This is a genomic window from Pseudomonas atagonensis, from assembly GCF_011369485.1.
In the GTDB taxonomy this organism is placed as follows: Bacteria; Pseudomonadota; Gammaproteobacteria; order Pseudomonadales; family Pseudomonadaceae; genus Aquipseudomonas; species Aquipseudomonas atagonensis.
In genome coordinates, this window is record NZ_VXCA01000023.1 from 27668 (window position 1) to 51890 (window position 24223).

A 24223-nucleotide genomic window follows, 5' to 3' on the forward strand; every position below is an offset into this window, starting at 1 on the left:
GCTCGGTCGCGACGCAAACCGATGGGCATTTTTGTCTTTCTTTTCAGGGCGGATGTTCGCTAGGGTCAGCGTCAAAGCCATCGAACTGAAACAAGCCCCTATGGGAGCGAGCCTGCTCGCGAATACGGTGTGTCAGCCAGCCTGAATGTTGAATGCGAAACCGCTTCGCGAGCAGGCTCGCTCCCACACATACAAGATCAACAAGAGGCCGAACATGCACAGCGAGTTCCCCACCGAATCCAGCTTCCGCGATCAACGCGAGCAGTTCATCACCGCCGCCAACGCAGCCGGTGCCACGCTCACTTCGTACGCGCATCCGCGTTGCGGGCCTTTTGGCGAGCCACTGAGTACCGACGTCGCCGTGCTCGGTGATCCACAGGCCAGGCGTCGGCTGGTGGCGCTCAGCGGCACTCACGGGGTGGAGGGCTATTACGGTTCCGAATGTCAGATCGATTGGCTCAACGGCTTCATTCCGGGTTCGCTGCCCAAGGATGTCGCGGTGGTCATGGTGCACCTGATCAACCCATGGGGCACGGCGTGGTTGCGGCGGGTGAACGAAGACAACATCGACCTCAACCGCAATCACCTCGATTTCAGCGGGCCGTTGCCGGATAACCGCGCTTACGCCGCACTGCATGAAATCTACGCGTGCACCGATTTGAATGGCCCCGAGCGGCAGCGCGCCGATGCCTTGCTCGATGCGCAGATCAACGAGCATGGCTGGCCGGCGGTGATGTCGATTGTCGAGGGCGGTCAGCATAGCCATCCCGATGGACTGTTTTATGGAGGCCACGCACCGAGTTGGTCAAATCGCACGCTGCACCAGATCATCGATGGGCATCTGGCTGGTGCTGAAACAGTGATGTGTTTTGACCTGCACACCGGCGCTGGCGAGTACGGTCATCCGATGTTGCTGACCATCACCCAAGCGCCTTATCCGGCACTCGCACAAGCTCAGGCGATCTATGGCCCATGGCTTTACACGCTGCACACGGGCGCCGACACCTTGAGCGAAACCGGTGTGGCGGCGACGGCCACCGGTTACACCTCGCAGGCGTTGCTCAATGCGTTGCCCGAAGTGCAACTGATGCCATTCGTGATCGAGTGCGGAACGTATCCGGGGCCAGACGTGCATCGGCATTTGCGTGATGACCATTGGTTACATCTGCATGGCGATCCGCTGGATGCGACGGGGCGGGGGATCAAGTTGAATTTGCTGGAGCAGTTTTATCCAGCGGATCCGGATTGGCGGGCGATGGTGGGGTTGAGGACTCGGCAGATTTGGGAGAAGGGGTTGGCAGCCCTGTCGGCATAGAATCCCGAATAGGTCAGGTAGAACTCTGTGGCGAGGGGATTTATCCCCGATGGACTGCGCAGCAGTCCCATTCATTTTCAATGAAGAAGTGGGGGGCGCTTCGCACCCCATCGGGGATAAATCCCCTCGCCACGGGTTCGGTGTCGTCTCGAGGGATAAAAAGCGCTTATTGCTTAAATCCGGGCAGCCCCTTGGAGGCGCGCCATTTTTTTACGGTTTCGGTGATGCCTTCAGGGGTGCAATCAGCGTCATCCTCCGGCCAGTAAATCAGGTCAGTACCCGCGGGATGCTCGGCGAGCTCACAGAATTTATCCAATAGATCCGCCAGCACCATCTCTGGCGTGCCATCCCCATTAGAAGTGAATATTTCCTGCAATAAGCTAATGAATTGCACTTCGGTGTAATCAGTAATTTTATTTGCCATGAGGTTATTTCCGGTGAATATCTATATGGTTTTTTGGCGTGCTGATCCTTAAGTTCTCGATGTCATACACAGCACCACCGTCCGATACCCGTACAACGTGATGCAGTTCGTAAGTTTTTCTTTTACCCGTAGCATCTTGATACCGGGCATGAGGCGCGCTGCCACTGCGCATAAGCGCAATATTCTGCGGTTTAAATTGCTCAGCCAGTTCTGGATCATTCACAGCCTCAGTCCAAAACGCCTTTCTGAAGGCATCGAAGCTCGAAAACTCCCGCCCCCTGAGCCTATCCGCAATCCGTGTAGGAATCGGCACGCCAACTCCCGTTCCCGCCTCAGCAAGCCATATCCCCGACACATCCTCTCCAACCCCCGTCACCGTGCCCGGCGTCAATCTCGCCGGTTTCGAAAACATCACATACAGCGACTTCAACCCGGTCTCTGCCGGGAACACCAGAATACAATCCTCGGCAGTTATGTCTTTGCCCGGCAGGCCTTCTATCTGGGTATCAGTGTTCTCGGGAATCGGATGAACAAGGATCGTATTCAGTTGCTCGCCGTGTTCCGGATAGACCAGCGGCGGCATTGATCCCAGTGGCCCGCGTTGTGGCGTCCACAAAATGGTGATGCCGTTGAGCTTGGCCTCCATCGCGGTCTTGTCTTTGTTCCACTCGACTTTGACGGTGCGCACCGAGTCATCGCCCAAGGCGCCGGTGTGGATGCCGTAAACCTGCATGAGCCCTTCGGCGTTACGCCGAAACTGAAAGCGCACGCGAGTGGGCGCGCGGCTCATGCGGCGTAGCTGATCGTCGGTGTGCAGGGTGCCGTCGCCCATTCGGGTCGGGAGCATTCCGAGGATAAACACGCTGGCCGGGCCGCCTGCACCGCGAATCGCCCAGTTGAGGCGCTGCTGCAGAATCCCGCCGCCGGCCAAGCGGCCCAAGGCCAGATCGGCACCTATCGCGGTCGCGAGAGCGGTGCTGGCGGACGGAAAAAGCATCGCGCCCGCGACCATGATCTTGCCGAAATTGGCGGTGGGTTCGGGCTCCGTGCCGGCGTCCGTTCGGCACCAGTTTTCTGCCGTGCAGGACTTGGCAAACACCAGGTCTTCGCGAGGCTTGGGCGTAGGCCATTCATCGGTTGGAATGTAGACGGGCTCTGGCGGCGGGGGCGGATTCCAGGCGGCCCACGAACCGTCACCGTACGGACGTTTTCGAAACCAGTCGTCGAAGGGGGATTTGTGCCAGTCCTTGTCCATGGCAACTCCCTGTATGTCCTTGGATCGAGACATGGGAGCTTGTCGGTCAGGCTGGATGTCGATCAAATCGACTGAGTGGGTTGCCGGTGCTTGATCGTACGAAAGATCCGTTTCGTACACCTTTCCAGCACTTTTCCTGCAGTCCTGTCCCGGTCTATTGCTGCGATTGCCGTTGGCACTTTTCTCGAGACATAAAAAAACGGCCTACCTTTCGGTAAGCCGTTTTTAGTACTTGGTGGCTACACAGGCAATTGAACTGAACGCCTAACCTACTGTATTTACTGGGTATTCGTAAGTTGTGATATCCAAGGGATACACTAGGGGATACACGGCGCCGTCTGCTGGGCTGTTTTTGGCTTGCTCGCCGTCGTCCAGAATTCACCATTGACGCTGCTCACCTGTAGCCGACGAACGGTAACCACGCTTCGAACCGACGTCACGAAGCGCTACCCCGGGACGGGGGAGTGGCCGCGGCTACCCGCCATCCCATTTCGGTAGGGCAGGTGCTGATAACTCACCGGCGCCTCTTACAGCCGCATTTCCCTGATGACCTTCCGCGGGTCTGCGCCTTGCCTGAGCGCTCGTCGCGCGTCCTTGGTCAGTTGGTCGAGCGCCTGCTCCTCGAAGGTAGCCGCCATGGCGCTGGCCTTTCTGATGATCAGCAGCGCCAGCTCGGCGGGGATCTTCACTTTCTCGGTTGGCAGGTAATCGCAATCGATCACAGACACGGCGCCGTCCTCTGGCTCGCGGAATGCTGGCGCTGGACCAAATCGCGCCAGCGATGATCTGCAGATGTTATCAGCGCGCAATCGAAATTACCCAAAATCCAGGTAGTTTCCTGCTGCCGGCTCCGGCCCGCTGTCAGGCGCAAGGAGCCCCCAAAATATTAGACGGGGCATCGGCCGATCGGCACCCTGTTTTGGCTGGAGGCCACACGCCACAAGGCCGCCAGACTACTGGGCGGTATTCCGCCAAATGGAATCCGTCTAGTGCCTGTCTAGAATTGGTTGGCGCGCTAAGGATTTATTCGGCTTGGTATTTCAACAACCCATCCCGCCGGCGTAGACCTGACGATTGACCGAGCAATCACCTTGACGGGCGCCCCCTAAGTTTTTGACGAGGCTGGTGCTGGCCAAGTTGCGCGATGCCCGCAAAGCGTTGCTCTGCGTGACCTCCAGCGTGTCGGTGGGCGGTGGAACGCGTCGAATCCGTCAAGACCTGTCAAAAATCTCGTCAAGGATGGTCAAGGGTTCCGCAGCGGCGCGCGGATAGCTGGTACGAGTCAATAGCCCGGCAAGCTACCGGGCGATGTAGGTTCATTCTTGAGATTCGTCATCATCCGCTTCAGGCGGTGGCGCTACGTCGGGAACAATCAACCCACGCGCTTTGCTGCCTAAAATAGTTGCCGCTTGAACCGTCCCGCCCTTGAACCTGCCGAGCACGAAGAGGTTTATGTCGCTGTGGCGAGCAAAAGCCGTGGAAATCTCCTCTATACACTCCGCGGCATTCTGGCCTCGGAATAGATCGGTTTGGAACTGACCGTGTACTTCGCTATAAAGCACGATGCGCCATCGATCCTCCAGACGCTTGAGCTGGAGCACCTGATAGCTTCCGTCCATTCGAGCTGGAACCGTTGCTACTCGACCACGCTGATTAATTGCATCGATTTGGTCCTTTTCTAAGGTGACGTCACCGTATTTGATGCGTTCCGCATCATGGGCGCCTTTAACAAGTGTCATTGCCGACTTGGCTACGTCTGTCTGTAGCTGAACCAGGTGCTCGTTCTGCTGTAGCACGCGAGTCATCAGCGCTGACTTTTGGGCGTCGACCTTTACCTCAGCGTCCTTATCGATCCAATGAACGGCCGTCCATGCTCCGCCCAGGATAAGCGCCGAGCCTAGGATAGTGAGGACCAATTGCTTCCCCGTCATGCGTTCTATGGCCTTCTCTCCCAATTTGGTAAGTGGTTCGACCAGCGTGGCATTGGTGTCTGTTGATCCTTCATGGATCTCAAAGACTAGCTCAATATCCTTGCGCTCTTGATCCGTCATGCCTTTGGCGGTCTTCCCGTACGCGACGGACGCGAAAGCTCTGTTCATAGCGTTCTGGTATTCGATGAACGACTTAAGAACGCCTGTGGGTAGAGAGCTATGGTACCGCTCCCCTTTTATATCGACATCGAAATGAGGCCATCCCTCGAATTGGATGACAACGCTTTGATCGTCAAATTTTCCCTCTAACGCCTGCTCCACTGCCGCAAAGGCGTCGGCCTCGGACTTAATAACTAGCTGAACTACGTCTGACATCCATTTCTCCTAGCAAGGTATTGCAGAGCTGTGGCTCGGGTCGTGCGAGCCGAAGTTATACGTGATCGCGGCGACTCTATAACGTCTGTCATCCGTCAGCTACTCCCGTCGATCCATCGGAGTTCAATTGGTGTGAGACGGTCAACCTCCCCACTTTGACGTGGCCAAGGCGGAACAAGCCCCTGACGCCCACCGGCCTTGGATTCCGTCTCATGCCTGTCTCACATTCCGTCAAAGCGTGGTCAAAGAGGTTCGGGCATCATCCAACCGGTATAAGGGGCGAGTGACCAGGTGAGATCGGGCGCTGCGCCAGACAGTAGCGACTCCATCAGGTTTCGGCGAGAGATTCGTTGGAGGCATGGAGCCTGGTCATATTCCGCAATCGCCCACATCCCACTCTCCCCGAGATCGAATATCACGGTTCGTTGGGATAACAACCAGCCTTCGCGTGGCTTCCGCCATGACCATGTATGCTGCCCGCGATACGACTCCTCGACCGCTCCATCAAAGTCTCTGCCATGGAGTAGTTCCAGCATAGGCCGTGGTGAGGTAGCGGCAGCGATATCGCTCCTACGAAAATATGCGAAGGCTCCTCCATCCAAGCAGGGTTTCCGCCATGCCTTTGTCCACGGAGCGTATACCGGCATGGCCAGTTTGAACTCTCTGACCTTCGGATGATCAGGATCAGGCAGAGCGTCACCGATTCGAATGTTCTCCTTGAACTTCTCCCCGTTTACGATCCAGATCATGCGCTCCCCGTAGAACAGCTCGCGACTGTTCATCTCCTCAAGGCTCATCGGAGAGTTTTGGAGCTCAATTACTGTGCCGTCTGGGCGCTTCACGTCAGCGATATGCTTTTCGCCAGCATGGTCATGGGCCACAACCTCTTGCCACTCAAACGGAAACAAAGCTTTCCAGGCGCGATGCCATGGGCCTTCATTCTCCATCCATGGATCGCAGTGCCGCCGGCCAGCATGAGCCCAATGCCAGCGTATGATCGGGCCACATTTCGCCTGTGCGGGCTTTCCGCAGAGAGGACATTCGCCTTTGAGTCCAGGCGCCGGCGCAGAGCGCTCCCCGCCGACAAGCGCTACTTCCATTGATGGCATACCCGTATCCCTCCACATGATGCGAATCAATGTAGCCGAATATGCGAACCCTTACTCAGTCATGGGGTGTTTCCCCATTGGGGGAAAACGTTCACTCCGTACTGAAGAGCAATATGCCGTTCGTTATGCCGGCTTCCAGAAGAAACACTGCTTATGGTGGAAACCTTAGTGGAAACCTCCAGGCGCCAACCATAACTTTTGATAACAGTGACGCGGGGCGCCCACCCGAGGTTTTACGACTTTGTCGCGAAAGGTCGGGATGGGAACGACGGTTCGCGCGCAATGGCGGTTGCGAACCAAGTGCGAACTTGCTGGCGGCTTCCAGTGCCAGGCGCGTACCTGGCTGCGTACCAGCGTTGGGAATCTCGCTCCCACAGGGATTTCGCGGGCCTTTGGGTGCGTGAGGATCGTGCGTGAGGACGTGCGCGAAGGTTCATTCGGTGACCGGTGGGAGTGGTCACTACTGATGGTCACCGCGAATGGTCACTGGCTGGATGCCTGGCCCAAATGCCGACCTGAGATCAATGCTGCGCGTACTAACTTTTGCTAACGGATGGTGGATACCAGCGTGGATACCGGTCCGCATGATTCGCCCCGGCGACTCGACATCAATCAGCCCCAAAACCTGACAAAACCTGACATCGTGAGGAGTGCGTCACGGGTGCGGAAGGTTGACAATTGTTGACATGGCCGTCGGCTCAAGCCTGCCATCCTTGGGTTCGTCTGCAAAGTTGCTACGGTCACGCGGGATACGCGGCGTACACCTTCGTGGCGATGTAACAGAAGAATGAGATCAGCATCGTGAGGTTGCGCAGGCGATACATCGTCTTCGTGCGAGCGGCCACCTTTTCCACTGCCTCATGAGCAAGTCGGCGCATGGCGGCATCGTTCAGTTGACCCATCTCGATCATGTGAAGGTATTTTGAGTTGGTGTTCATCGTCGAGATCGTCGCCTCAATCCGAAGAAACCCAAATATTGCGCTTACCGCCATCATGAAGAGGGTTGTCAGATACATAGTCGACACGTTCAGGCCAATGGGGCCAAAGGGCATTGTCTGAGCGAGATACGCGCAGGCTGCCATTGATGCCCCTAAGACAAATCGATCAAAGTTCGCGGTTTCGGTGCTCGCGCTCTGGTGGAGCTGAACGCTTCGTTCAGTCATTTTCAAAGTCCTTGATTGGTTACCAATGGTGGTTACCACGCTTGGTTACCAACTTGATGAAGGGGCGGTGGACGGCTCAATCCTTGGAGCCGCCCTCCGCCTCATTCTGGCTATAGCGAACTTGGGCGAATATCTAGCCCGACATTAGTGTCGCCGCCGATGCGAAAACGCTTCACCTGGCCGGGTTGGACTGTGGCGGACTGCTCTTTCAATGGACCAGCCCAGCTACATAGACCCGACCCGCGCTCATCAGCACCCAGTCCGATAAGGTGTTCGCCGGCGGGAACATACAGACTCAAAGCTTCGCCTGTGTCGATCCGAGCAACCGCGCGGCCATCGAGATGGACTGCGACAAAGCAGCCCCCAGCAACGAATCCGGTGTCGCGCGTCACCTGAATTGTTCCGTACGGGCCCGCTGGCTTTTTCCCATAGCTCATCACCCTGTCACTCGGCACGGGTTTGGCTTTATCGAAGGCAACCGGTGATGTGGAGCACCCCGTCATCAGTACTAGCAAAGCTGTTGCGGCGAAAAGTTTTAACATGAGAACTCCTTGTCTTGATGCCGCAACTCTAGCACCAGCGCTTGACGGTCACACCTTGTCTTCAGCCAGGATCGAGGCCGAAATGATCATCCCGCCCCACCGGCGTTCGCCGATGCAGATCGGTACCGGGTTGCCGCTGGCCGTGGTGTTTCGTGCGCTGCCGAATGCATAACTCGGCCTGTTTTCCGGGGCTGCGCTTTGTTTCAGTCCACCCTGCTGCGAGCTAATTAATTGGATCGCGCCGCCAATAGCGGTCGCATACCCGGCAGCTGCCAACGCGCTCGCAAATGGGGATGCTGCTCCTCCGGATGCATAGGTAATGAATGCCGAGGCGGCAATCATTACAACCCCGAGAATTGTCTGGAGAACACCAGCGCGCTTGCTTCCAGAAATCACGGGTACGATTTTTAAAGATTTGGTGCCCCCTAGGTCAAAGCGACTTGTTCCGACGTTTTCCCCGTTTCGGATTATCGCGAACTTCATACCCAGCCGGGCCAATCGGTCAACCTCCTCTGAAAATCCCTCGACCGTTGATCTCAGGGCTTTGAAGACCTCCCACGTACTGCCAACGTCAAGCAGGTAGTCCTTTTTGCGGAAGAACTTTCGACCGAGGATGCTGGTGAGCTCGATAGTTGTTTTTGGGGTGTAATGAATAGCTAGCGCTGCCATTGGTTTTATTCCTGTGGGTTGGTGGTTGGTGCGGTGGTGCCCAAGCGAATGGCGAGCAGGGATCGCGACATGCGGGCCTGATCGAATATCACTTGCTCATGCAGAGGGTTGTAGTTCCAGATCCGGTCGTGGATTGCTTTGTACGCCCTTGCACCACGAAACGTTCCTCGCAGCAGTTCGGCCGAAACTCGCGCCTCCTCCTCAGTAAAAAACGGCCCGTCGATGGTCACCTTCACGCCATCGCGGACATGCTGGACATCCCAAACCAAATAGCCGGAATCTGGTCCCTGACTCAGAGGGTGTGACTCAAACCGATTGGTTTTGCATGCTTCCTCGAAGCGATCCCGATGTGTCTGCGGGAGGCTAGCTGCGTTGCTGTCCTGTTCCGTCATATGTACCTCTGGTGCGCCGCAGGCGCTGGTTATTGGCTGATGCCCGGTTGCGTTGCTCCGTGTCGCGACACCTTTTCGTGATTCGCAAAACGTGTCGCGTAATTTGGCTTCTACTTGCCGACGATGCTCAGGGTGGGCGGAAGCTTTGGGCCAAACGGTGCGCCAGGCGCGAAAGGGTCTGGCCGCAAATGCTCTGGGCAGTCCCTGATGAAGTTGGCGGTCGCGATCTGACAGGCGTTGAATAACGGCGCGTCATTCCATTCCTGCCTTCGGCGTGCGGCGCTGTCCTCTAAGGAATGGGCGAACACCAATTCCGCCAAACCTTTCACGCCGTCCTTCCTCGCCTCCTCCCGCTCCACGGCGTTCACCGCCAGCAGATCGCACACCCGGTCGAAGCCCAAGCCATCCATCAAGCCTTCGGTGTCCAGCATCAGCGACCGGCCGAACGCGCCCAGCACCTTGCGCACGTCATCCCATTCAGCGCTCCGATGGTCCGAAGACTTCTGCTGAATCTCGTAGATCTTGTTGGCGGTGAAGGGCAGGTAGTGGCGCAGCTTGCTGGCCTCCCGCCGTATGGCTCGGCGCTCGGTTCGGATGTCGTCTGCTCTCTGGCCGAGGATGCGACAGAGCCGGCGGGTGGTGATCAAGCTTGTGCTCTTGCTGGCGCCTGGCTTCTGCGCGATTTCCAGCAGGGCTATGACGATGTTGGTCTTCATGGCTGTGTCTCCATGGGCGTGCGGTCGTAATCAGCGCGCAGCTCGGCACCAGCGCCGCAATAGCGATTAGTGGGCGCGTAGCACGATCGGCAGGCCATGATGTGGTTGAGGTATGCGTCGCGCGCCCGCCGCCACTCAGGCGCGGCTGTGGCGGCGCTTGCGTGAGGCTCAGTCACGAACTGGGGGCGACGCTCTGCATGGGTGATCAGCGCCAGCGACGGACGAGGCGCAGGGCGTCGCGGGTTCTCCGTGGAGGTATTCGCGATGGTCGGCGGCATGTGATCGAGCAGGCTGGAAAGGAGGCTCACGGCTTCACCTCGCCCGATTTGCACCATTGCCCAAATGTGTCTGTGAAAAAAAAACGGGGGAACGGGGGAACAGTGGGAACACCCAATGATTCCGGGGCTTTCAGAGGGGGATTTTGTACCCCACGTTTTTTTGTGGGGAACAGTGATAACCAAACGTCAGGAAAGCACTGATCGCTTATATTCAAAAACATGTTTGTGTTCCCCCTGTTCCCCAAACACCAAATAAGGGGGAACGGCTACAGGCCGCGTCTTTGCTGGCTGTTCCCCCGTTCCCCCTGTTCCCCACGTTTGTACGTTCCTGTGAAGTCGGGCATTCGCCTCTGGTGTTGGCGGAGGTCATACGGCACCGCCTTCGCCATCCAGAGCTTCCGGGTCGATGACGTACAGCCGAGCAGATCCGCCGGCGGGGATGCGGTACTTTTTGGTCTTTCGGCTATCTCGATCGGTGTCGCGCTTGGCCAAGGCACCGCCAACCTCCAGCGCCTTGATGACGCGGGTGAGGCCGAACCCGTGGGCGGCTTCGATGAGTGCGGACTTGTTGAACAGGAACAGTCGCTTGTTGGCGACCACCTCCCAGTACCCGGCACGGTTGAAAACCTTTGCGTCCGCCTCTGGGGCGTCCACGTCCGAGAATCGGCTGCTGCCGTGCTTGTCGATAAAGTCGATGATGCCGGCCAGGATCTGGCGGTCTTCGGCATTCCCTCCGCCGACACGGGAAAGCCATTCGCCGTAGAGCAGGCGGCAGTCGGCGAGGGCGGTACCGGGCTCCCACGGGAGCAGTCCGTAGGCGATGGCCATCTCGCCAGCCAGCGCGATCACGGCGAACCGGTCAGCGACACGGCCGGCCTGCGCGTTGTCCTCTACGAACTGGGCGCGGATGCCGTCAAAGTCACTGAGCAGGCCGGGCTTATCGTCGTCGGCGACCAGACGCTCCACGAACGCTGGTCCAAGGTGGCCATGGTGGGCGCCGACGGACACGGTGAGCTGGCGGTGGAAGTCCGCGCCCTCAAGCCCGTGTAATTCATCAAAGGCGCGATGGGTGCGGGTGCCGGCGTTCACGTCGACCATGCGGAGTTCGGCGCCAGCATGGGCAGCGTTACCGGATATGGCGGCGTGCTCGGACAGCGACCGCTCGCCGCTGGAGAGCGTGAGGAGGCGCCAGCTCAGTTTCGCCCGGCCTTCACGCTCTCTGGTCATGGTGCCTTTACCCTGACCATTGGCGAGAGAGTAGGCCATTTCCTGTACCCGCTTGGGGTCGGCGCGCTTGATCTCGTCCAGCGGCAGGATGGTGTCGTTACGACTGGACGCCTCGATCTCAAGCCCGCCCTTGGTCATATCCCAACTGGCGGCGAAAACGCCCGGGTCACCCCACACGGAGGAGCCGATCAGTTGAGCCAGCGACTTGCCGCTCGAGCTGTCACCGACCAAGTGAACACCGCCGCCCAGCACGCCGACCAAACTGAGCAACGGGCCAGCCAGCGAGCAGCCGATCGCCAACGTCAGCACGGGATTGCCCGCACATTTGGCGGCCACTTCGGCCTGCCACCGCGCCAGCTCGCCGCGCTGACTGAACAAAACTTGAGCCCTGTTGCTCGCCTGATATCGCACGTTGGCGGTGCCGATCGTTCGCCCGGGTAGCACGAACGCGCCTGATTCATGCCAGCCTGGCCGGCCGGTGGTAGCGAACACCTCGGCGGGGTGCTGGTCGAGAAGGTACTCCATGAACGTGCCGCGCTTCTTGAGCGCGATGATTACGCCCATGCCGAAGAGTGCCCGGCGAGCGTCCTCGCCGCTCCCGCCGAACACCTCCATGGCGATAATCCATTCCTTGATGCCGCCCTCCGTGACCAGGCGGAGCAGACGCCCTTCGCTGCCGTCGTCGCTGTTGGTCGTGCGCGCCACAACCGTGACGGGGCTGGAGATCCATTCGTCGGTGATCGGTCGGTCGGCAGCGTCGCTCTCCGCGTCGTCGTGATCGGCGGCGGTGCGCTTGAAGCTGTGCCAGTACACCCCTGGGCGCAGCTTGCGGCCGTTCTCGTTGGTTACCCAATGCTCGTACACCGCCCAGCAGGGACGCGCTGGTGCAATTGTGGCGGCTTCCGGCCGAAGGGTGATCACGTTGGCGTCAGGCTTGGCCATTGGCGAGTTTCCAGTTTGCAAGGTCGTTGAAGTCAGTCAGGGATTCAGGTGCGTTGTCTGGCCAGTCAGGAAAAGCGACCTCACCACCCACGGCTGCGGCTGCTGCGTTTGCAGCGGCGCGGCCTGGGTTGCCTTCGGTAAGGCGATCATCGTCGCCAGCTACCACAATTGGCTGGGCTGGGTAGCGCGAGCGGAGACCCATAGCGGCCGGCATCAAGTTGCCAGCGTTCATGGCTGCGGCAACCGCGTATCCGCCGTGCTGATGGAGGCTGGCGCCGGTCGCCCAACCTTCGCAGATACAAAGCACCGCGCCGGGCTGGATGATGCCCAGCGGGGAATAGGTGCCCTTGATCCGCCCGCCAAAGAGAAAGCGCTTGCCGCCGTCCGGTGCGATGCGTTGTAGGTTGACCAGCCGACCGTCGAGGTACAGCGGAACGAGCAATTCAGCCCCGCGCTGGCGCAAGCCGTAGGAGCGAACGCCCTTCGCCACCAGATACGGATGGTCTGGTGATGCCCGGCGCGCGTTGCGCCACAAGTGATTGGCCTTTGCCGCCGCTCGCTCATGGCGCTGGCGCTGTTCGGCCTCTCGCTGGCGCCTGGCCAGCTCAACACGTTCGCGGATCTGGGCCGCTTCGCGGGCGTCCACCGGTTCGCGACTACACCAGGTGCTGGCGCCTCCGGCTTTCCAACTCCCGAAAGCACCGGATGCAATGCCGTCCAGGTACAGCACATACCAGCCGTTGAGCGAACCAGGCTTATCTTCCGGCACACGGAATCGGTGGATTGCACCGTCGGGCTCTGGAATCCAGTCGAGGGGGCCATAGACGGACTGGAGCGCATCACGGAATAGGATCGTTGCCTCAGTCATGCGACCCCCTTCGGCGGGGTAAACCGCTTGGCCAAACTCTCCAGTTTCCGAGTCAGGCGCTCGAGCTCATCGCAGTGACGGCCTTGGTCGCCTTCGGAAATGCGCAGCTCCAAGAAGCCGACCAGCGTTTCCACCAGCAGCACATAGCTGGCGCTGTCGATATGAGCGCCGGCAGCGGGTGGGCCGCCACTGCTCTTGCGATTGATTGGGGTCACGTCACCCATGGCTGACCTCCCGTCGATCAGCGCCAGCAAAGGCCCGGCAAACTTGACCGTTGTTTACACCCTGCCAACGGGTGAAGTCGTCAATGGAGTCGACCAAGCACGCCGTGACCTGGGCGCCGGCGCTACGCATAACTACGCGTCCGCACTCGGCGTCGGCCTCAGTCAGGAACGGACCCAGCAGCGCTTTAGGCGCCTTCGGATGGGTCACATAAAACAGTTCGTTGGCTTTCTTCAGGCAAGCCGATCCCGTTGACGCAGATGCGCCGTTTTGAAATTTCATGGTCTTAACCCTTTATCGAATCAGCGTTTCGCGCCGAGTGCGCGTCGATCGTCTGCGTCCGGTGTGCCCGTTCTGCAGCCATAAATCCAAGCCCTTCATTCGCCTTTTTGAGCGCGGCCTTGTCGTCGACCTGGGAAAGCCGCAATCGCGAGCCAACAGCCGACGCCTCGGTGAACTTGCCGATCTCTGCCATGAACCCCATGACTTGGGCCTTAAGCGTTTCCAGCTCCTCAGGGGACGCCTGGCTGGCGCGGTCGATCCACGAAGCGGCGATGTATTTAAGGTGGTCGCCATCAACTCGCTGGGCGTAATTGCTCATGTGTTTCAAGGCGATCAGCGCCAGCGCGCCGCCGGTTGCCCAGCCACCGCTATAACCACCGATCAAGGGAACATCCCAGTACCCGATGCGCCCCATCGGGTCGGTATAGACGGTGTTGCCGACGTAGGGGAGGCGGTGAGCCGGGAGGGTTCTGCGGCGTTTGAACATCATTGGCTGAATCATTGGGACGCCTCCTGTTCGGCGATGACCTCACCGAGGAGATCGGCCCAAGCCATGGCTGTGTGCTGTGCGAACATGGCCGTCACACGGGCCACAGCGATGTGAGTCGAGGGCGAAGCGATCAGCGCCAGCGACATCGCCAGAAGCACCAGAATGTCCTGCGCATCTCGCAGATCTTCGACCACGCCTGCGTTGGTCTTGAGCGTGCCAGTCATACCTCACCTCCGAGGTTCGACAGGTTGTCACTCAGCAGCTCGAACGACTGCTCCACATCCCCGAGATGCGTTTCTGCCAGGTACACGCCGAGGTTCGACAGGCCGGGAACGTTTTTCCCATCGGAGTGTTTTTGGTCGTCACGAATGGCAGTCATCAGGGCCAGCATCCAGTCGCTGAACTCGCGGCAGCAATCGAGCTGGAAAAGTGCCTCTTGGGCCACCTGCTGGCAGGTACCGGCTTTCGATTTGCTCGTCATTGCGCACCCCCTTCACCCATTTCGGTGCGCTTGCCTACCACGCCGTGCGAGGCGCCCAGGTGGCGATGGCGCCAGCAGAAATTCCCGCTGAACGTGCGGATCTGCTCAATATGGCGGGCAATGTCACACGCCAGCTCATTGTCGTAACCACCCATTGCTGGAATCACGAACGTCAGCAGGATTTTCTCCAGCTTTTTGTGCTCTTCGCGGGCGAAATTCATAGAGCACATATCACGAGCATCGATCATTGCTTCGCTCAGGATTTCCCCTTCAATTGGGGAGGCGTCCGCGAGGACGCAAAGGTCGCGGCTCATTGAGCACCTCCTGTAACAAGCAGGTGCTCATAGTCCTCGATGAAACAATCCACCGAGTTCGCGTGGTCCATCGCGACGAACGCACCCAGTGAGGCGAGGCGCGACTGGTTGGAGTGTTGCGGGGAGGATTCTTTGAGGGCGATCAGCAGCGCTTCTAGCTGCTGCAAAACCTCTTGGCAGCCCCTCAGGTGCTCGAATGCATCATTCGCAACTCGATGCGCGGAATTGGCGACAGTCATGCGACACCCCCGGCAGATTCGAGGTCGCGGACGATGGAAATGTGTGCGTTATAACGGGCGAGGCGAGTAGCTAGGGAGGAGTTTGCGCGGAGTGCGCTCAACGCCATGCGGCGGTGAGCAAATGCGCGGACTTTGGACGGAATTAGGGCGTGTTTCATGGGTGTAGCTCCGTTTACTTCACTGGAGCCACTCCTATCTGCCGCCAAGCAGGGTAGGGTGGCGAGTTGCACAGGATTGGCGGACCGGGGTAAACGGAACCCGGCGCACCCGAGGGTGCTCCTGCGCAACCCGCCATAACACGAGAATGCGGACGCAAAAAAAGCGCCTGCAATCGTAATGGGGGCGCTGTTGCGCCGTTTACTGTTCGACCCGCCAAGGTCGGTCGCTGAATTTGCAGCGACAGGCGAACCATACCGGCGGGCGTGACTGCTGGCAAGAAGACTTATCGACCGTTCATCGCTGATCATGAGGGGAGCATTCATGCTGCCACCTTTTGGCGGGATGCGCCCGTCTTCTCAAGCATGGCCAGAACGTTGCGCCCGCGCTTGTGTTCGGAAGCAGGCAGGCTGTAGCGGGTCACCAGGCAAGGCAGACCCCAATGGTTCGGCACACGCTCCATCAGGCGGTTGAAGTTCAGACCGTAACCGTTGGACAGACTGCTGATGGTCGAGTGAAGGCAGTGGTCGCCCAAACGCTCGGCCTCGAAGCGATTGAGGCTCAGGTCTTTGAGGAAGTGGCCTAGGACGCGACTGATCTTTGTCGGTGCTTTCCCGGTGCTGGTGGTAATATCGGCTTGAGATTTTTCCGGGCTGGCCTTTTTGGGTTGGCCTTTTTTTTGGTCGGTCATTTATGCGGCCTCTCCACGCAGAGCGATGCGCTGGCGCACCCATGCCTGGACCTCGGCCAGCACAAAGCCGACCGGCGAACCGCGCGACTTGCTGTTGCTCAGCGGCACGGGACGCGGAAAGGTCGGATCGTCTTTGAGGCGTTTGTACACGGTGGGGCGAGCGAGGCCAGTGATGGCCTCAAGGTCCGGCATGCGAATCAGGGTGATCGCCGGGTCAAAGTTCTGTGCAGAGACAGCGGAAGGCTGGTGCGGCGTATTGATGGTGTGCATTTTGCGTTTCCCGATACTGATTTAGACAGGAAACACATTGCGTCGGCGCGGCTATTGTCGAAAATGTATGACATGTCGGCGTGCCGTCACGTCATACCAATCTGTCACTTACCGGCAGCGATGTCAGAGCGGTCTGACACATTGTCAGGCTTGATCGCACTCGCCAATTCCGCGGCCTGGCGCACTGGGATGCCTCGCTCCGAAATGAAGCTCTGGATGCTTTTCTGCAAGGGCGGACGCTCTGGATCGTACTCAATCCAGAATTTGATCGTGGCCTGTTGGGCGGCTGACAGAGCTCTTGTCGTATATGGGAATGTGAGCGCCCCAGTATCGGTTGGACCATTGCTGTCATGGGTGATGGGTATCAGCAGCGGCTTATCTCCCGGCAGTGGGCTGTCCGGCTGCGCAGTCGCTACCGCGTCGCTTGATTCGGCTGCCTCCATCTCGTCGATTGCGTGGAATTGGCGGAGGACGTACGACATACCCCACGCTGCGCACAACATGCCGCTTGTGCTGCCCATGACTATCCACCCCAGCGTGTCATAGCCGTACTTTTTCAGAGCCAAAAACACGCACAGCAGGATCATGCCGGCGACCATGCCCGCAAGAAAAAGGCCGAGCTGGTGGTTGTAGTATTCACGCTTCATCTGCCGCTCCCTCCCAGGAGCCCCAATTGGCTAGATTGGCTGACCAGGCGGTTGGGAATCCCGCTTTTCGTCCCGTCGGACTAGATCAGCCAAAACTCTATGCTCTCCAGATACTGGCTATTCAAACAGTAATGGCGGCCAGTCTATATCTGTCTATCTATCAGATGAAAGCGCCGTGTCATGCGCGTTTACCGAAGTGTCCCTGAACCACAACACCGCCCGCGAGACCGTCGAGGTAGTTCGCATACCATTGCATCATCACTGTGCGCTGCGGCAGATACTTGGCTTTGTTGTAAACGCCAGCGACGCCAGGCTTCTTGTGGGAGAGTTGGGCCTCGATGTGGTTCTCGTCGAACCCGTTTTCATTGAGGACTGTCGAAGCGATGTGTCGGAACCCGTGCCCGGTCTGGCGACCCTCATACCCCATTCGCCGCAGTGCCATCAGGAACACTGTGTCGCTGCGGGGCTTCGTGCGGTCGCTGCGGCCGGGGAAAAGCAGGGGGTTGCCACCGGTGTACTTGCGCAACTCTTCCAGCGCCTCGATCGCCTGAGTGGAGAGGGGGACCAAATGCTCCAACCCCTTTTTCCGCCCCTTCCGATTCACCGGGACAGTCCAGATCTTTTTATCAAGGTCGAACTCTGACCACTCCGCCTCGCGCAGCTCGCTGGGGCGCACGGCAAAAAGGCTCAGTAAGCGCAGGCCGAGGCGGACATCGTGGGCATGTGGATATGCGGCAATCGCGCGGATCAGGCCGGGCAACTCGTCTTGCGTTACGTGGGCGTAGTTCTCGGCTTTGCCTGACTGGAGATACTTCTGCAGGCCTTCCAGCGGATTGTGCGTCGCGCGACCGGTCACCCGGGCCAAGTCGTAAACGTCGCGGCAATAGGAGCGAACCCGGCTCATTTGCTCAAGGATTCCTTTCTGCTCCATGCCGCGCAGAAACTCCATCCATTCGAGTGGGGTGATATCCACGAACTGGCGTTTGCCGAACACCGGGAAGACGTGACGCTCCAGGGCGCCGATGATCCGCTTCGCCGTGCCGGCGTCCCAGTTGGTCAGGCGGGACGCGTACCACTCCCGCGCCAATGGCTCGAATGTCTCGCCGGCGATATCCCGATCTGCCTTTTTGCGGGCTTGTTTCGTGACGATGGGGTTTTTGCCGTCGGCGGCATCGGTGCGCAGATCGGCAGCTTTCTGCCTGGCGGCCGATCCGCTCACCTCTGGGTAACCGCCGAGCCCGAGCCATGACCATTTGCCGTCTGGCTTCTTGTACCGGAGCTGCCAAGACTTTTGACCGTCAGGCTTCACGCGAAAATAAAGGCCGCTCCCGTCGAGTTCGCGATACTCCTTGGCGTCAGGCTCAAGGCCGGCCAATGCGGTATCGGAAAGGGGGCGGCGTTTTATCTCGGAGCGCTTCATTTGGGCTTGTATCCCCTCGGTTCAATTATTTGTCGAGGATACACAGGGGGATACACGGAGGGAAGGTATAGAGGGATACAGAGAGAGATAGCCAGAAACAAGAAAGCCCGCACTAGGCGGGCTTCTTGAGGTTGTTTAGAGACTCATGGAGACATCTGTAAACAGGTACTTGGTGGCTACACAGGGACTTGAACCCCGGACCCCAGCATTATGAATGCTATGCTCTAACCAACTGAGCTATGTAGCCAAGTGGCGCGCATTATTCCCCTGAAATGGAAAAGCGTCAAGCGTAAATTTAAAAAATTTTTCTACGCTTTCAACCGTTTATCAAAATCACTGGCCGAGCAGCGGCGAAGGGCAGCGTTGGAACCAGCGGCTGGCTTGCTCATAAGCGTGCGCCAGTTGAAGGACAGCGAAGTCGGCCTGGTGCTTGCCGATGATTTGCAGGCCCATCGGCAAACCGTGCGAATTGAACCCGGCCTGAACGTTGGCGACCGGGCAACCCGACAAGGTGCCGGGAATCACCACTTCCATCCAGCGGTGATAAGTGTCCATCGCCACGCCTTCGATGGACGTTGGCCACGGCTGGGTCTTGTCGAACGGAAACACCTGAGCACTGGGCAGCAGCAGGTAATCGTACTTCTCGAACAGCCGAGAAATCGCCCGATACCAGTCACTGCGCACCACCGAGGCGGCAAACACTTCGCTGGCCGACAGCTTCAGGCCGTTTTCCACTTCCCAGATAGCTTCCGGTTTCAACAACGCGCGTTTCTGTGGATCGGCATAGGTAGCGCCCAACGAACCCGCAACCATCCAGTGCCGCAACGTCCGCCAACTGCTCCAAAGCCGCTCAGGTGCGAAACCGGGCTGAACGGACTCAACGTGACAACCGAAGCTTTCGAAGTCGGCAAAGGTCTTCTCGCACAGTGACAGCACGCCTTGCTCCATCGGCAAATAACCGTTGAAGTCGCCCAGCCAACCCAACCGCGTGCCTTTGAAATCGCGCCCCAGTGGTGCCGCAAATGCCTCACCGGATTCAGCGATGGACAGTGGCGCCCGCGCATCGCCCCCGGCCTGCACCGACAACAGCAACGCCGCATCTTTCACGCTGCGCGCCATCGGCCCTTCGTAACCGAGCTGATCGAAAAACAGATCGGCACTGTCATCAAACGGCACACGCCCCTGCGATGGACGAAAACCAAAGACGTTATTGAACGCCGCCGGATTACGCAGCGAACCCATCATGTCGCTGCCGTCGGCCACCGGCACCAGATGCATCGCCAGCGCCGCCGCTGCGCCACCACTGCTGCCGCCCGCCGTTTTGCTCGGGTCGTACGCGCAAGCGGTCGCGCCAAACAACGGGTTGTAGCTTTGCGAACCGAGGCCAAATTCCGGGGTGTTGGTCTTGCCGATAATGATCGCGCCGGCAGCCTTGATCCGTTCGACCATGATGCCGTCGCGCTCAGGCACAAAGTTCTTGTACAGCGGCGAGCCGAGGGTGGTGCGAATACCGTGGGTCAGCGACAGATCCTTGATCGCATGAGGCAAGCCATGCATCCAGCCACGGTATTCGCCGCGTGCCAGTTCGGCATCGCGTTCATCGGCCTGAGCCAGCAGATCCTCAGGTGACTGCAGGCTGATTAGCGCATTCACGATCGGGTTGAAGCGTTCGATATGGGCAAGGTAAGTCTGCATCACTTCCCGGCAGGAAACCTGGCGCAGGCGGATGCGTTCGGCGAGTTCATGGGCCTGCAGCAGGACCAGTTCGCTGATGTTATTAGCGTTCATTGCAAGCGGCCTTTCAGACGGCTGGAAAAACGCCCCGCCGGTGCGACGGGGCGATAGAGGTCAACGCATCAGGTTGGTCCAGAGACGGTCGGCGAGGCGGATCGCACCTTCACCGCAAGTCTTGCTGAACACCACGTTGGTGCCCTCGGGAATGTGCAGTTCCGGCGCGTCCTTGAGCGCTGCGTCGAGGAACGGTTCGACGCCTTTGATCGGGCTCTGGTGCTTGAGGAAGTTCTGCGTCATCGCCGAGTTTTCCGGCTGGCTGAGGAAGGCGATGAACGCCTTGGCATTCGCCGGATTTTTGCTGCCGGTGGGGATGACCATATTGTCGACCCAGGCCAGCACGCCTTCTTTCGGGTAAAGGTATTTCAGTGTCGGCTTCATCTCACGAGCGCGCATCGACGAGCCGCCCCAGAACATCGACATGTCGATTTCACCGGAAGCGAGGTTCTCGCGAATCGAGCCGGCCTTGGAGCTGTAAGTTTTGACGAATGGCTTCTGCGCCTTGAGCAGCGTCAGCACCTGCTGCATCTGTTTCGGGTCTTCGCTGCACAGCGGAATGTTCAGATAGAGGCTGGCCATGTCGACCATGTCGCTGACCGAATCGAACATGTTGATGCGCCCCTGCAACTCGGCTGGCGGCTCATACAAAACCTTGTAGCTGTCGGCCGGGCCTTTGTAGCGAGCGCTGTCGAGCACGACGCTGGTAGTGCCCCAGATGAACGGCACCGAATACGCGCCCTGCGGGTCCCAGCTCGGTTTCTTCAGGTTATCCACAACGCTGGCGTAGTAGGGCTCTTTGACCGGGTCGAAGCGTTCCAGCAGGTTTTCCTTGATCAGGATCGGGATGAACTGGTGCGACGGAATCGCCACGTCATAACCGGCGCCGCCCTGTTTCAGTTTTGCCAACAAGGTCTCATTGGAATCGTAGGAGTCGACGGTGACTTCGATGCCGGTCTGCTTCTGGAACTTGGCGAGAATCTCCGGCGAAAAGTAGCCGCTCCAACTCACCACGTTGAGTTTCTCGGCGGCCTGAACACTGACGGCCATGGTCAGCGGCAATGTCAGGACCAACGAAGTGCCGACGCTTTTTATCCACTTGCTCATGCTATTTCCCCACAGGTCGTAGAAGGTTCAGGCGTTCTTTTTGCCCAACAGGTAAGAGAGGCTGACGAACAGCACCGAGACGCCGAGGATCAGCGTCGACACGGCGTTGACGTCGGGTGTCACGCCCATGCGCAACAGGCCGAAAATGAAGATCGGCAGGGTCGTGGTGCCGGCCTGCGAGACCATCATCGAGATCACGAAGTTATCCAGCGAGACGATGAAGGCCAGCATCAGCCCGGAGAAAATCCCCGGCATCAGCAGCGGCAAGGTCACTTTGCGAAAAGTCCGCCACGGGCCGGCGTAGAGATCGGCCGAGGCCTGCTCCAGCGACAGATCCATGTCGTTCAGCCGCGCACGAATCGGCAGGTAGGCGAAGGGAATGCAGAACACCGTATGGGCGATGATCAGGTTGCCGTAGCCCAGCGACAGACCGATGGTGGAGAACAATGCGAGCGTCGCCACACCGACGACAATTTCCGGCAGCACCAGCGGCAACATGATTGCGCCCATCGACAATTGCAGGCCCTTGAACTTGGCCCCGCGCGAGGTGCCGAGAGCGGCAAGGGTGGCAATCGCCGTGGCGATCATGCTCGCGCACACCGCAATCAACAGGCTGTTGCCGGCCGCCTGGCGCAACGCCTGATTGGCGAACGCGGCGCGATACCAGTCGAGGCTGAATCCGCTCCACACCGTCGCCGACTGGTTGGCGTTGAACGAGAACACCACCAGCACCACGATCGGCGCGTACAGGTACAGATAGAACAGGAAGCTGAAGCCGCCGAAACCGGGAAAGTCCTGCACGCCCAGCCCTTTGCGTTTGAATAGAGCGAGCATCACGCACCTCCTTTGGCGATGCGCTGGCGCTCGGCGCGCAGGGCATACACGGTCAGCACCAGCATCACGGCAGCCATCAGCACCAGCGACAGCGCTGCGCCAAACGGCCAGTTACGCGCATCGCTGAACTGCCGGAAAATCAGGTTGCCGAGCATCATTCGTGTGCCGCCGCCGAGCAATTCCGGGGCGATCATCGCGCCCAGGCACGGCACGAAGGTGAGGATGGCGCCGGCGAGAATCCCCGGTTTGGCGATTGGCAAAACCACTTTGCGCAAGGTGCGTATGCGCCCGGCATAGAGATCCTGCGCCGCTTCGAGCAGGCGGATATCCATCTTTTCCAGCGTCGCGTAAATCGGCAAAACCACGAACGGCGCGTAGGTGTAAACCAGCCCCAGCAGCACCGCGCCGTCGGTGTACAACAACTGCAACGGTTCGTGGATGACGCCTATGCCTATCAGGCTGTTGTTGATCACCCCGGTGTTACGCAGCAACAGAATCCACGCATACGTGCGGATCAGCAGGTTGGCCCAGAACGGTACGGTGATCAGAAAGATCAACAAGCCGCGCCGATGCACCGGCTGCATGGCCAGCCACACCGCGACCGGGAAACCGATCAACAACGTGATGATCGTGGTCAGTCCGGCTATGCCGATCGAGCGAAGCGCGATGATCAGATACGAGTCGGCAAACGCGAGGCTGTCGTCCATCTGCCGCTCGAACAGCAACGAGGTGTAGGCGTCGCTGCTGAAGACCTTGTTGACCCCGCCGTAGGGGTTGGCCTCCATCAGCGAGTAGCCGATGACGATCAGAATCGGCACGACCAGAAACAGGCAGATGGCGATCAGCGCCGGGCTGACACCGAGGAAGCTCTGGAAAGCCTTGCGGCGTTCCAGTGTGTTGGCAATCGGTAAGGCATGCATGGCAATTCCTCCGGCTCAATCGTGCAGGACGCTGGCGCTACCCGGGTCGAACAGCAGACCGGCTTGAGAGCCGACGGCAAAGCGCAGGCTCTGGTCGACGCAGTTGGGCGTACGCACAGTGAGACGCGAACCGTCGCTGAGGCTGACCTGATATTGCAGGTCGGTGCCGAGGTAGATCTGCGCTTCGATCCGGCACGGCAGCGCGGCGTCGGTTGCGGCCGACACCAGATGCAAACGTTCGGGGCGCACCGACAAGGTGACGCTGGCGCCGACTTGCACATCGCTGCACGGTTGCGCCGGCAGCGGGTGCCCCGCTGGGCCGGCGAACGACGCCTTACCGTTTTCCACGCGAGTGACGGTGCCTTCGATGAAATTGGTTTCGCCAATAAAATCGGCAACGAAGCGATTGCGCGGCCGTTCGTAAATGTCCTCGGGGCGCCCGACCTGCTGCACTTCGCCTTCAGAAAGCACGGCGATGCGGTCGGACATGGTCAGCGCTTCTTCCTGGTCGTGAGTGACGAAGATGAAAGTGATGCCGGTCTTGGCCTGGATGGTTTTCAGCTCTTCGCGCATCGCCTGACGCAGCTTCAGATCGAGCGCGGAAAGCGGCTCGTCGAGCAACAGCACTTTCGGATGCGGTGCCAACGCGCGGGCGAGGGCGACGCGTTGTTGCTGACCGCCAGAGAGTTGCGCCGGTTTGCGATTGGCGAAGCGCTCCATCTGCACCAGCGCGAGCATTTCGCGCACGCGCTCGGCGATTTGCGCCTTGGTGAGGACTTTGCCCATCGGCTGCGATTCGAGGCCGAAGGCCAGGTTTTCGGCGATGGTCATGTGCGGGAACAGCGCGTAATGCTGAAACACCGTGTTGACCGGGCGCTGGAAGGGCGGGCGGTCAGCGATGTTTTCGCCGTAGAGGAGAATCTCGCCTTCGGTGGGAAATTCGAAACCGGCGATCATCCGCAGCAGCGTGGTCTTGCCGCAGCCGGAAGGGCCGAGAAGGGTGAAGAATTCGTTGTCGCGGATGTCCAGATCGATGCTTTTCAGCGCCACTGGCCCGGTGTGTGGATCACCGTAAACCTTGCGCACCGAGCGGATCGAGACCGCCAGCGTTTGCAGCGAATGCAGGGCATTCATGCGTTACCTCCGATTCCCCCAT

At 59.1% G+C, this 24223-nt stretch carries 29 protein-coding genes and 1 tRNA gene; 1 reads left to right on the forward strand and 29 read right to left on the reverse strand.

Annotated features, from left to right (window positions below; translation table 11 throughout):
* Positions 1-214: 214 nt before the first annotated feature.
* Positions 215-1315 carry a DUF2817 domain-containing protein gene (locus F2P67_RS14520; protein ID WP_166221126.1) on the forward strand — a complete coding sequence of 367 codons (1101 nt, stop codon included), beginning with the start codon at positions 215-217 and terminating at the stop codon, positions 1313-1315.
* 166 nt (positions 1316-1481) lie between these two features.
* Here the strand turns inward: F2P67_RS14520 and F2P67_RS14525 are convergent, their stop codons facing one another.
* The 29 genes from F2P67_RS14525 to F2P67_RS14665 form a co-directional block, all read right to left on the reverse strand.
* The gene (locus tag F2P67_RS14525; protein ID WP_123449295.1) at positions 1482-1739 is read right to left on the reverse strand and encodes a bacteriocin immunity protein; all 258 of its coding nucleotides are present in this window, start codon (positions 1737-1739) and stop codon (positions 1482-1484) included.
* A gap of 4 nt (positions 1740-1743) precedes the next feature.
* Entirely contained in the window at positions 1744-2994 is a 1251-nt protein-coding gene (locus F2P67_RS14530; protein ID WP_166221127.1) for an S-type pyocin domain-containing protein, read from the reverse strand.
* Positions 2995-3521: 527 nt separating this feature from the next.
* The gene (locus F2P67_RS14535) at positions 3522-3722 is read right to left on the reverse strand and encodes a hypothetical protein (protein ID WP_101161837.1); all 201 of its coding nucleotides are present in this window, start codon (positions 3720-3722) and stop codon (positions 3522-3524) included.
* 588 nt (positions 3723-4310) lie between these two features.
* The gene (locus F2P67_RS14540; protein WP_166221128.1) at positions 4311-5300 is read right to left on the reverse strand and encodes a hypothetical protein; all 990 of its coding nucleotides are present in this window, start codon (positions 5298-5300) and stop codon (positions 4311-4313) included.
* A gap of 242 nt (positions 5301-5542) precedes the next feature.
* The gene (locus F2P67_RS14545) at positions 5543-6247 is read right to left on the reverse strand and encodes a hypothetical protein (protein ID WP_166221129.1); all 705 of its coding nucleotides are present in this window, start codon (positions 6245-6247) and stop codon (positions 5543-5545) included.
* Between the two features lie 902 nt (positions 6248-7149).
* Positions 7150-7572 carry a hypothetical protein gene (locus F2P67_RS14550; protein ID WP_166221130.1) on the reverse strand — a complete coding sequence of 141 codons (423 nt, stop codon included), beginning with the start codon at positions 7570-7572 and terminating at the stop codon, positions 7150-7152.
* A gap of 110 nt (positions 7573-7682) precedes the next feature.
* Positions 7683-8114: a hypothetical protein gene (locus F2P67_RS14555; RefSeq protein ID WP_166221131.1), complete on the reverse strand. Its 432-nt coding sequence runs from the start codon at positions 8112-8114 to the stop codon at positions 7683-7685.
* 48 nt (positions 8115-8162) lie between these two features.
* A complete protein-coding gene (locus tag F2P67_RS14560) occupies positions 8163-8783 on the reverse strand; it encodes a tail assembly protein (protein WP_101161847.1) in 621 nt (206 codons plus the stop codon).
* Between the two features lie 5 nt (positions 8784-8788).
* Complete coding sequence (locus tag F2P67_RS14565; protein WP_122602319.1) at positions 8789-9175, reverse strand: hypothetical protein; 387 nt, start codon at positions 9173-9175, stop codon at positions 8789-8791.
* A gap of 110 nt (positions 9176-9285) precedes the next feature.
* On the reverse strand, positions 9286-9891 hold the full coding sequence (locus F2P67_RS14570) for a hypothetical protein (RefSeq protein ID WP_166221132.1): 606 nt from the start codon (positions 9889-9891) through the stop codon (positions 9286-9288).
* A gap of 644 nt (positions 9892-10535) precedes the next feature.
* Positions 10536-12338 carry a DUF927 domain-containing protein gene (locus F2P67_RS14575; RefSeq protein ID WP_166221133.1) on the reverse strand — a complete coding sequence of 601 codons (1803 nt, stop codon included), beginning with the start codon at positions 12336-12338 and terminating at the stop codon, positions 10536-10538.
* Positions 12325-13206 (reverse strand): toprim domain-containing protein, encoded by an 882-nt coding sequence (locus tag F2P67_RS14580; protein WP_166221134.1) that lies wholly within the window; start codon positions 13204-13206, stop codon positions 12325-12327. The genes F2P67_RS14575 and F2P67_RS14580 overlap by 14 nt, the downstream gene beginning before the upstream one ends.
* Positions 13203-13430 carry a hypothetical protein gene (locus tag F2P67_RS14585; protein ID WP_166221136.1) on the reverse strand — a complete coding sequence of 76 codons (228 nt, stop codon included), beginning with the start codon at positions 13428-13430 and terminating at the stop codon, positions 13203-13205. The genes F2P67_RS14580 and F2P67_RS14585 overlap by 4 nt, the downstream gene beginning before the upstream one ends.
* The gene (locus F2P67_RS14590; RefSeq protein WP_166221138.1) at positions 13423-13710 is read right to left on the reverse strand and encodes a hypothetical protein; all 288 of its coding nucleotides are present in this window, start codon (positions 13708-13710) and stop codon (positions 13423-13425) included. The genes F2P67_RS14585 and F2P67_RS14590 overlap by 8 nt, the downstream gene beginning before the upstream one ends.
* A gap of 4 nt (positions 13711-13714) precedes the next feature.
* Positions 13715-14212, reverse strand: coding sequence for a hypothetical protein (locus tag F2P67_RS14595; RefSeq protein WP_166221140.1), 498 nt, complete (start codon positions 14210-14212; stop codon positions 13715-13717).
* Positions 14209-14424, reverse strand: a complete 216-nt coding sequence (locus F2P67_RS14600; protein WP_166221142.1) for a hypothetical protein — start codon at positions 14422-14424, stop codon at positions 14209-14211. The genes F2P67_RS14595 and F2P67_RS14600 overlap by 4 nt, the downstream gene beginning before the upstream one ends.
* Entirely contained in the window at positions 14421-14681 is a 261-nt protein-coding gene (locus F2P67_RS14605; RefSeq protein WP_166221144.1) for a hypothetical protein, read from the reverse strand. Before F2P67_RS14605 ends, F2P67_RS14600 begins: the two co-directional genes overlap by 4 nt.
* The gene (locus F2P67_RS14610) at positions 14678-14995 is read right to left on the reverse strand and encodes a hypothetical protein (RefSeq protein WP_122602311.1); all 318 of its coding nucleotides are present in this window, start codon (positions 14993-14995) and stop codon (positions 14678-14680) included. The genes F2P67_RS14605 and F2P67_RS14610 overlap by 4 nt, the downstream gene beginning before the upstream one ends.
* Entirely contained in the window at positions 14992-15234 is a 243-nt protein-coding gene (locus tag F2P67_RS14615; RefSeq protein ID WP_122602310.1) for a hypothetical protein, read from the reverse strand. The genes F2P67_RS14610 and F2P67_RS14615 overlap by 4 nt, the downstream gene beginning before the upstream one ends.
* 478 nt (positions 15235-15712) lie before the next feature.
* Complete coding sequence (locus F2P67_RS14620) at positions 15713-16081, reverse strand: hypothetical protein (protein WP_166221146.1); 369 nt, start codon at positions 16079-16081, stop codon at positions 15713-15715.
* The gene (locus F2P67_RS14625) at positions 16082-16351 is read right to left on the reverse strand and encodes a helix-turn-helix transcriptional regulator (protein ID WP_166221148.1); all 270 of its coding nucleotides are present in this window, start codon (positions 16349-16351) and stop codon (positions 16082-16084) included.
* A 104-nt stretch (positions 16352-16455) separates the two neighbouring features.
* Entirely contained in the window at positions 16456-16998 is a 543-nt protein-coding gene (locus F2P67_RS14630) for a hypothetical protein (RefSeq protein WP_166221150.1), read from the reverse strand.
* 178 nt (positions 16999-17176) lie between these two features.
* The gene (locus tag F2P67_RS14635; protein WP_166221152.1) at positions 17177-18418 is read right to left on the reverse strand and encodes a tyrosine-type recombinase/integrase; all 1242 of its coding nucleotides are present in this window, start codon (positions 18416-18418) and stop codon (positions 17177-17179) included.
* Positions 18419-18588: 170 nt separating this feature from the next.
* A tRNA-Met gene (locus F2P67_RS14640) sits at positions 18589-18665 on the reverse strand.
* Between the two features lie 86 nt (positions 18666-18751).
* On the reverse strand, positions 18752-20206 hold the full coding sequence (locus F2P67_RS14645; protein ID WP_166221154.1) for an amidase: 1455 nt from the start codon (positions 20204-20206) through the stop codon (positions 18752-18754).
* 60 nt (positions 20207-20266) lie between these two features.
* Positions 20267-21313: an ABC transporter substrate-binding protein gene (locus F2P67_RS14650; RefSeq protein WP_166221155.1), complete on the reverse strand. Its 1047-nt coding sequence runs from the start codon at positions 21311-21313 to the stop codon at positions 20267-20269.
* Between the two features lie 27 nt (positions 21314-21340).
* A complete protein-coding gene (locus F2P67_RS14655) occupies positions 21341-22147 on the reverse strand; it encodes an ABC transporter permease (RefSeq protein WP_166221156.1) in 807 nt (268 codons plus the stop codon).
* The gene (locus tag F2P67_RS14660; protein WP_166221157.1) at positions 22147-23067 is read right to left on the reverse strand and encodes an ABC transporter permease; all 921 of its coding nucleotides are present in this window, start codon (positions 23065-23067) and stop codon (positions 22147-22149) included. The genes F2P67_RS14655 and F2P67_RS14660 overlap by 1 nt, the downstream gene beginning before the upstream one ends.
* 15 nt (positions 23068-23082) lie before the next feature.
* Complete coding sequence (locus F2P67_RS14665; RefSeq protein ID WP_166221158.1) at positions 23083-24201, reverse strand: ABC transporter ATP-binding protein; 1119 nt, start codon at positions 24199-24201, stop codon at positions 23083-23085.
* Between the last annotated feature and the right edge of the window lie 22 nt (positions 24202-24223).

Coding starts and splice junctions, on each gene's coding strand:
- F2P67_RS14520 (WP_166221126.1), top strand. CDS start 215: ATGCACAGCGAGTTCCCCACCGAATCCAGCTTCCGCGATCAACGCGAG.
- F2P67_RS14525 (WP_123449295.1), bottom strand. CDS start 1,739: ATGGCAAATAAAATTACTGATTACACCGAAGTGCAATTCATTAGCTTA.
- F2P67_RS14530 (WP_166221127.1), bottom strand. CDS start 2,994: ATGGACAAGGACTGGCACAAATCCCCCTTCGACGACTGGTTTCGAAAA.
- F2P67_RS14540 (WP_166221128.1), bottom strand. CDS start 5,300: ATGTCAGACGTAGTTCAGCTAGTTATTAAGTCCGAGGCCGACGCCTTT.
- F2P67_RS14545 (WP_166221129.1), bottom strand. CDS start 6,247: ATGGAGAATGAAGGCCCATGGCATCGCGCCTGGAAAGCTTTGTTTCCG.
- F2P67_RS14550 (WP_166221130.1), bottom strand. CDS start 7,572: ATGACTGAACGAAGCGTTCAGCTCCACCAGAGCGCGAGCACCGAAACC.
- F2P67_RS14555 (WP_166221131.1), bottom strand. CDS start 8,114: ATGTTAAAACTTTTCGCCGCAACAGCTTTGCTAGTACTGATGACGGGG.
- F2P67_RS14560 (WP_101161847.1), bottom strand. CDS start 8,783: ATGGCAGCGCTAGCTATTCATTACACCCCAAAAACAACTATCGAGCTC.
- F2P67_RS14565 (WP_122602319.1), bottom strand. CDS start 9,175: ATGACGGAACAGGACAGCAACGCAGCTAGCCTCCCGCAGACACATCGG.
- F2P67_RS14570 (WP_166221132.1), bottom strand. CDS start 9,891: ATGAAGACCAACATCGTCATAGCCCTGCTGGAAATCGCGCAGAAGCCA.
- F2P67_RS14575 (WP_166221133.1), bottom strand. CDS start 12,338: ATGGCCAAGCCTGACGCCAACGTGATCACCCTTCGGCCGGAAGCCGCC.
- F2P67_RS14580 (WP_166221134.1), bottom strand. CDS start 13,206: ATGACTGAGGCAACGATCCTATTCCGTGATGCGCTCCAGTCCGTCTAT.
- F2P67_RS14585 (WP_166221136.1), bottom strand. CDS start 13,430: ATGGGTGACGTGACCCCAATCAATCGCAAGAGCAGTGGCGGCCCACCC.
- F2P67_RS14590 (WP_166221138.1), bottom strand. CDS start 13,710: ATGAAATTTCAAAACGGCGCATCTGCGTCAACGGGATCGGCTTGCCTG.
- F2P67_RS14595 (WP_166221140.1), bottom strand. CDS start 14,212: ATGATTCAGCCAATGATGTTCAAACGCCGCAGAACCCTCCCGGCTCAC.
- F2P67_RS14600 (WP_166221142.1), bottom strand. CDS start 14,424: ATGACTGGCACGCTCAAGACCAACGCAGGCGTGGTCGAAGATCTGCGA.
- F2P67_RS14605 (WP_166221144.1), bottom strand. CDS start 14,681: ATGACGAGCAAATCGAAAGCCGGTACCTGCCAGCAGGTGGCCCAAGAG.
- F2P67_RS14610 (WP_122602311.1), bottom strand. CDS start 14,995: ATGAGCCGCGACCTTTGCGTCCTCGCGGACGCCTCCCCAATTGAAGGG.
- F2P67_RS14615 (WP_122602310.1), bottom strand. CDS start 15,234: ATGACTGTCGCCAATTCCGCGCATCGAGTTGCGAATGATGCATTCGAG.
- F2P67_RS14620 (WP_166221146.1), bottom strand. CDS start 16,081: ATGACCGACCAAAAAAAAGGCCAACCCAAAAAGGCCAGCCCGGAAAAA.
- F2P67_RS14625 (WP_166221148.1), bottom strand. CDS start 16,351: ATGCACACCATCAATACGCCGCACCAGCCTTCCGCTGTCTCTGCACAG.
- F2P67_RS14630 (WP_166221150.1), bottom strand. CDS start 16,998: ATGAAGCGTGAATACTACAACCACCAGCTCGGCCTTTTTCTTGCGGGC.
- F2P67_RS14635 (WP_166221152.1), bottom strand. CDS start 18,418: ATGAAGCGCTCCGAGATAAAACGCCGCCCCCTTTCCGATACCGCATTG.
- F2P67_RS14645 (WP_166221154.1), bottom strand. CDS start 20,206: ATGAACGCTAATAACATCAGCGAACTGGTCCTGCTGCAGGCCCATGAA.
- F2P67_RS14650 (WP_166221155.1), bottom strand. CDS start 21,313: ATGAGCAAGTGGATAAAAAGCGTCGGCACTTCGTTGGTCCTGACATTG.
- F2P67_RS14655 (WP_166221156.1), bottom strand. CDS start 22,147: ATGCTCGCTCTATTCAAACGCAAAGGGCTGGGCGTGCAGGACTTTCCC.
- F2P67_RS14660 (WP_166221157.1), bottom strand. CDS start 23,067: ATGCATGCCTTACCGATTGCCAACACACTGGAACGCCGCAAGGCTTTC.
- F2P67_RS14665 (WP_166221158.1), bottom strand. CDS start 24,201: ATGAATGCCCTGCATTCGCTGCAAACGCTGGCGGTCTCGATCCGCTCG.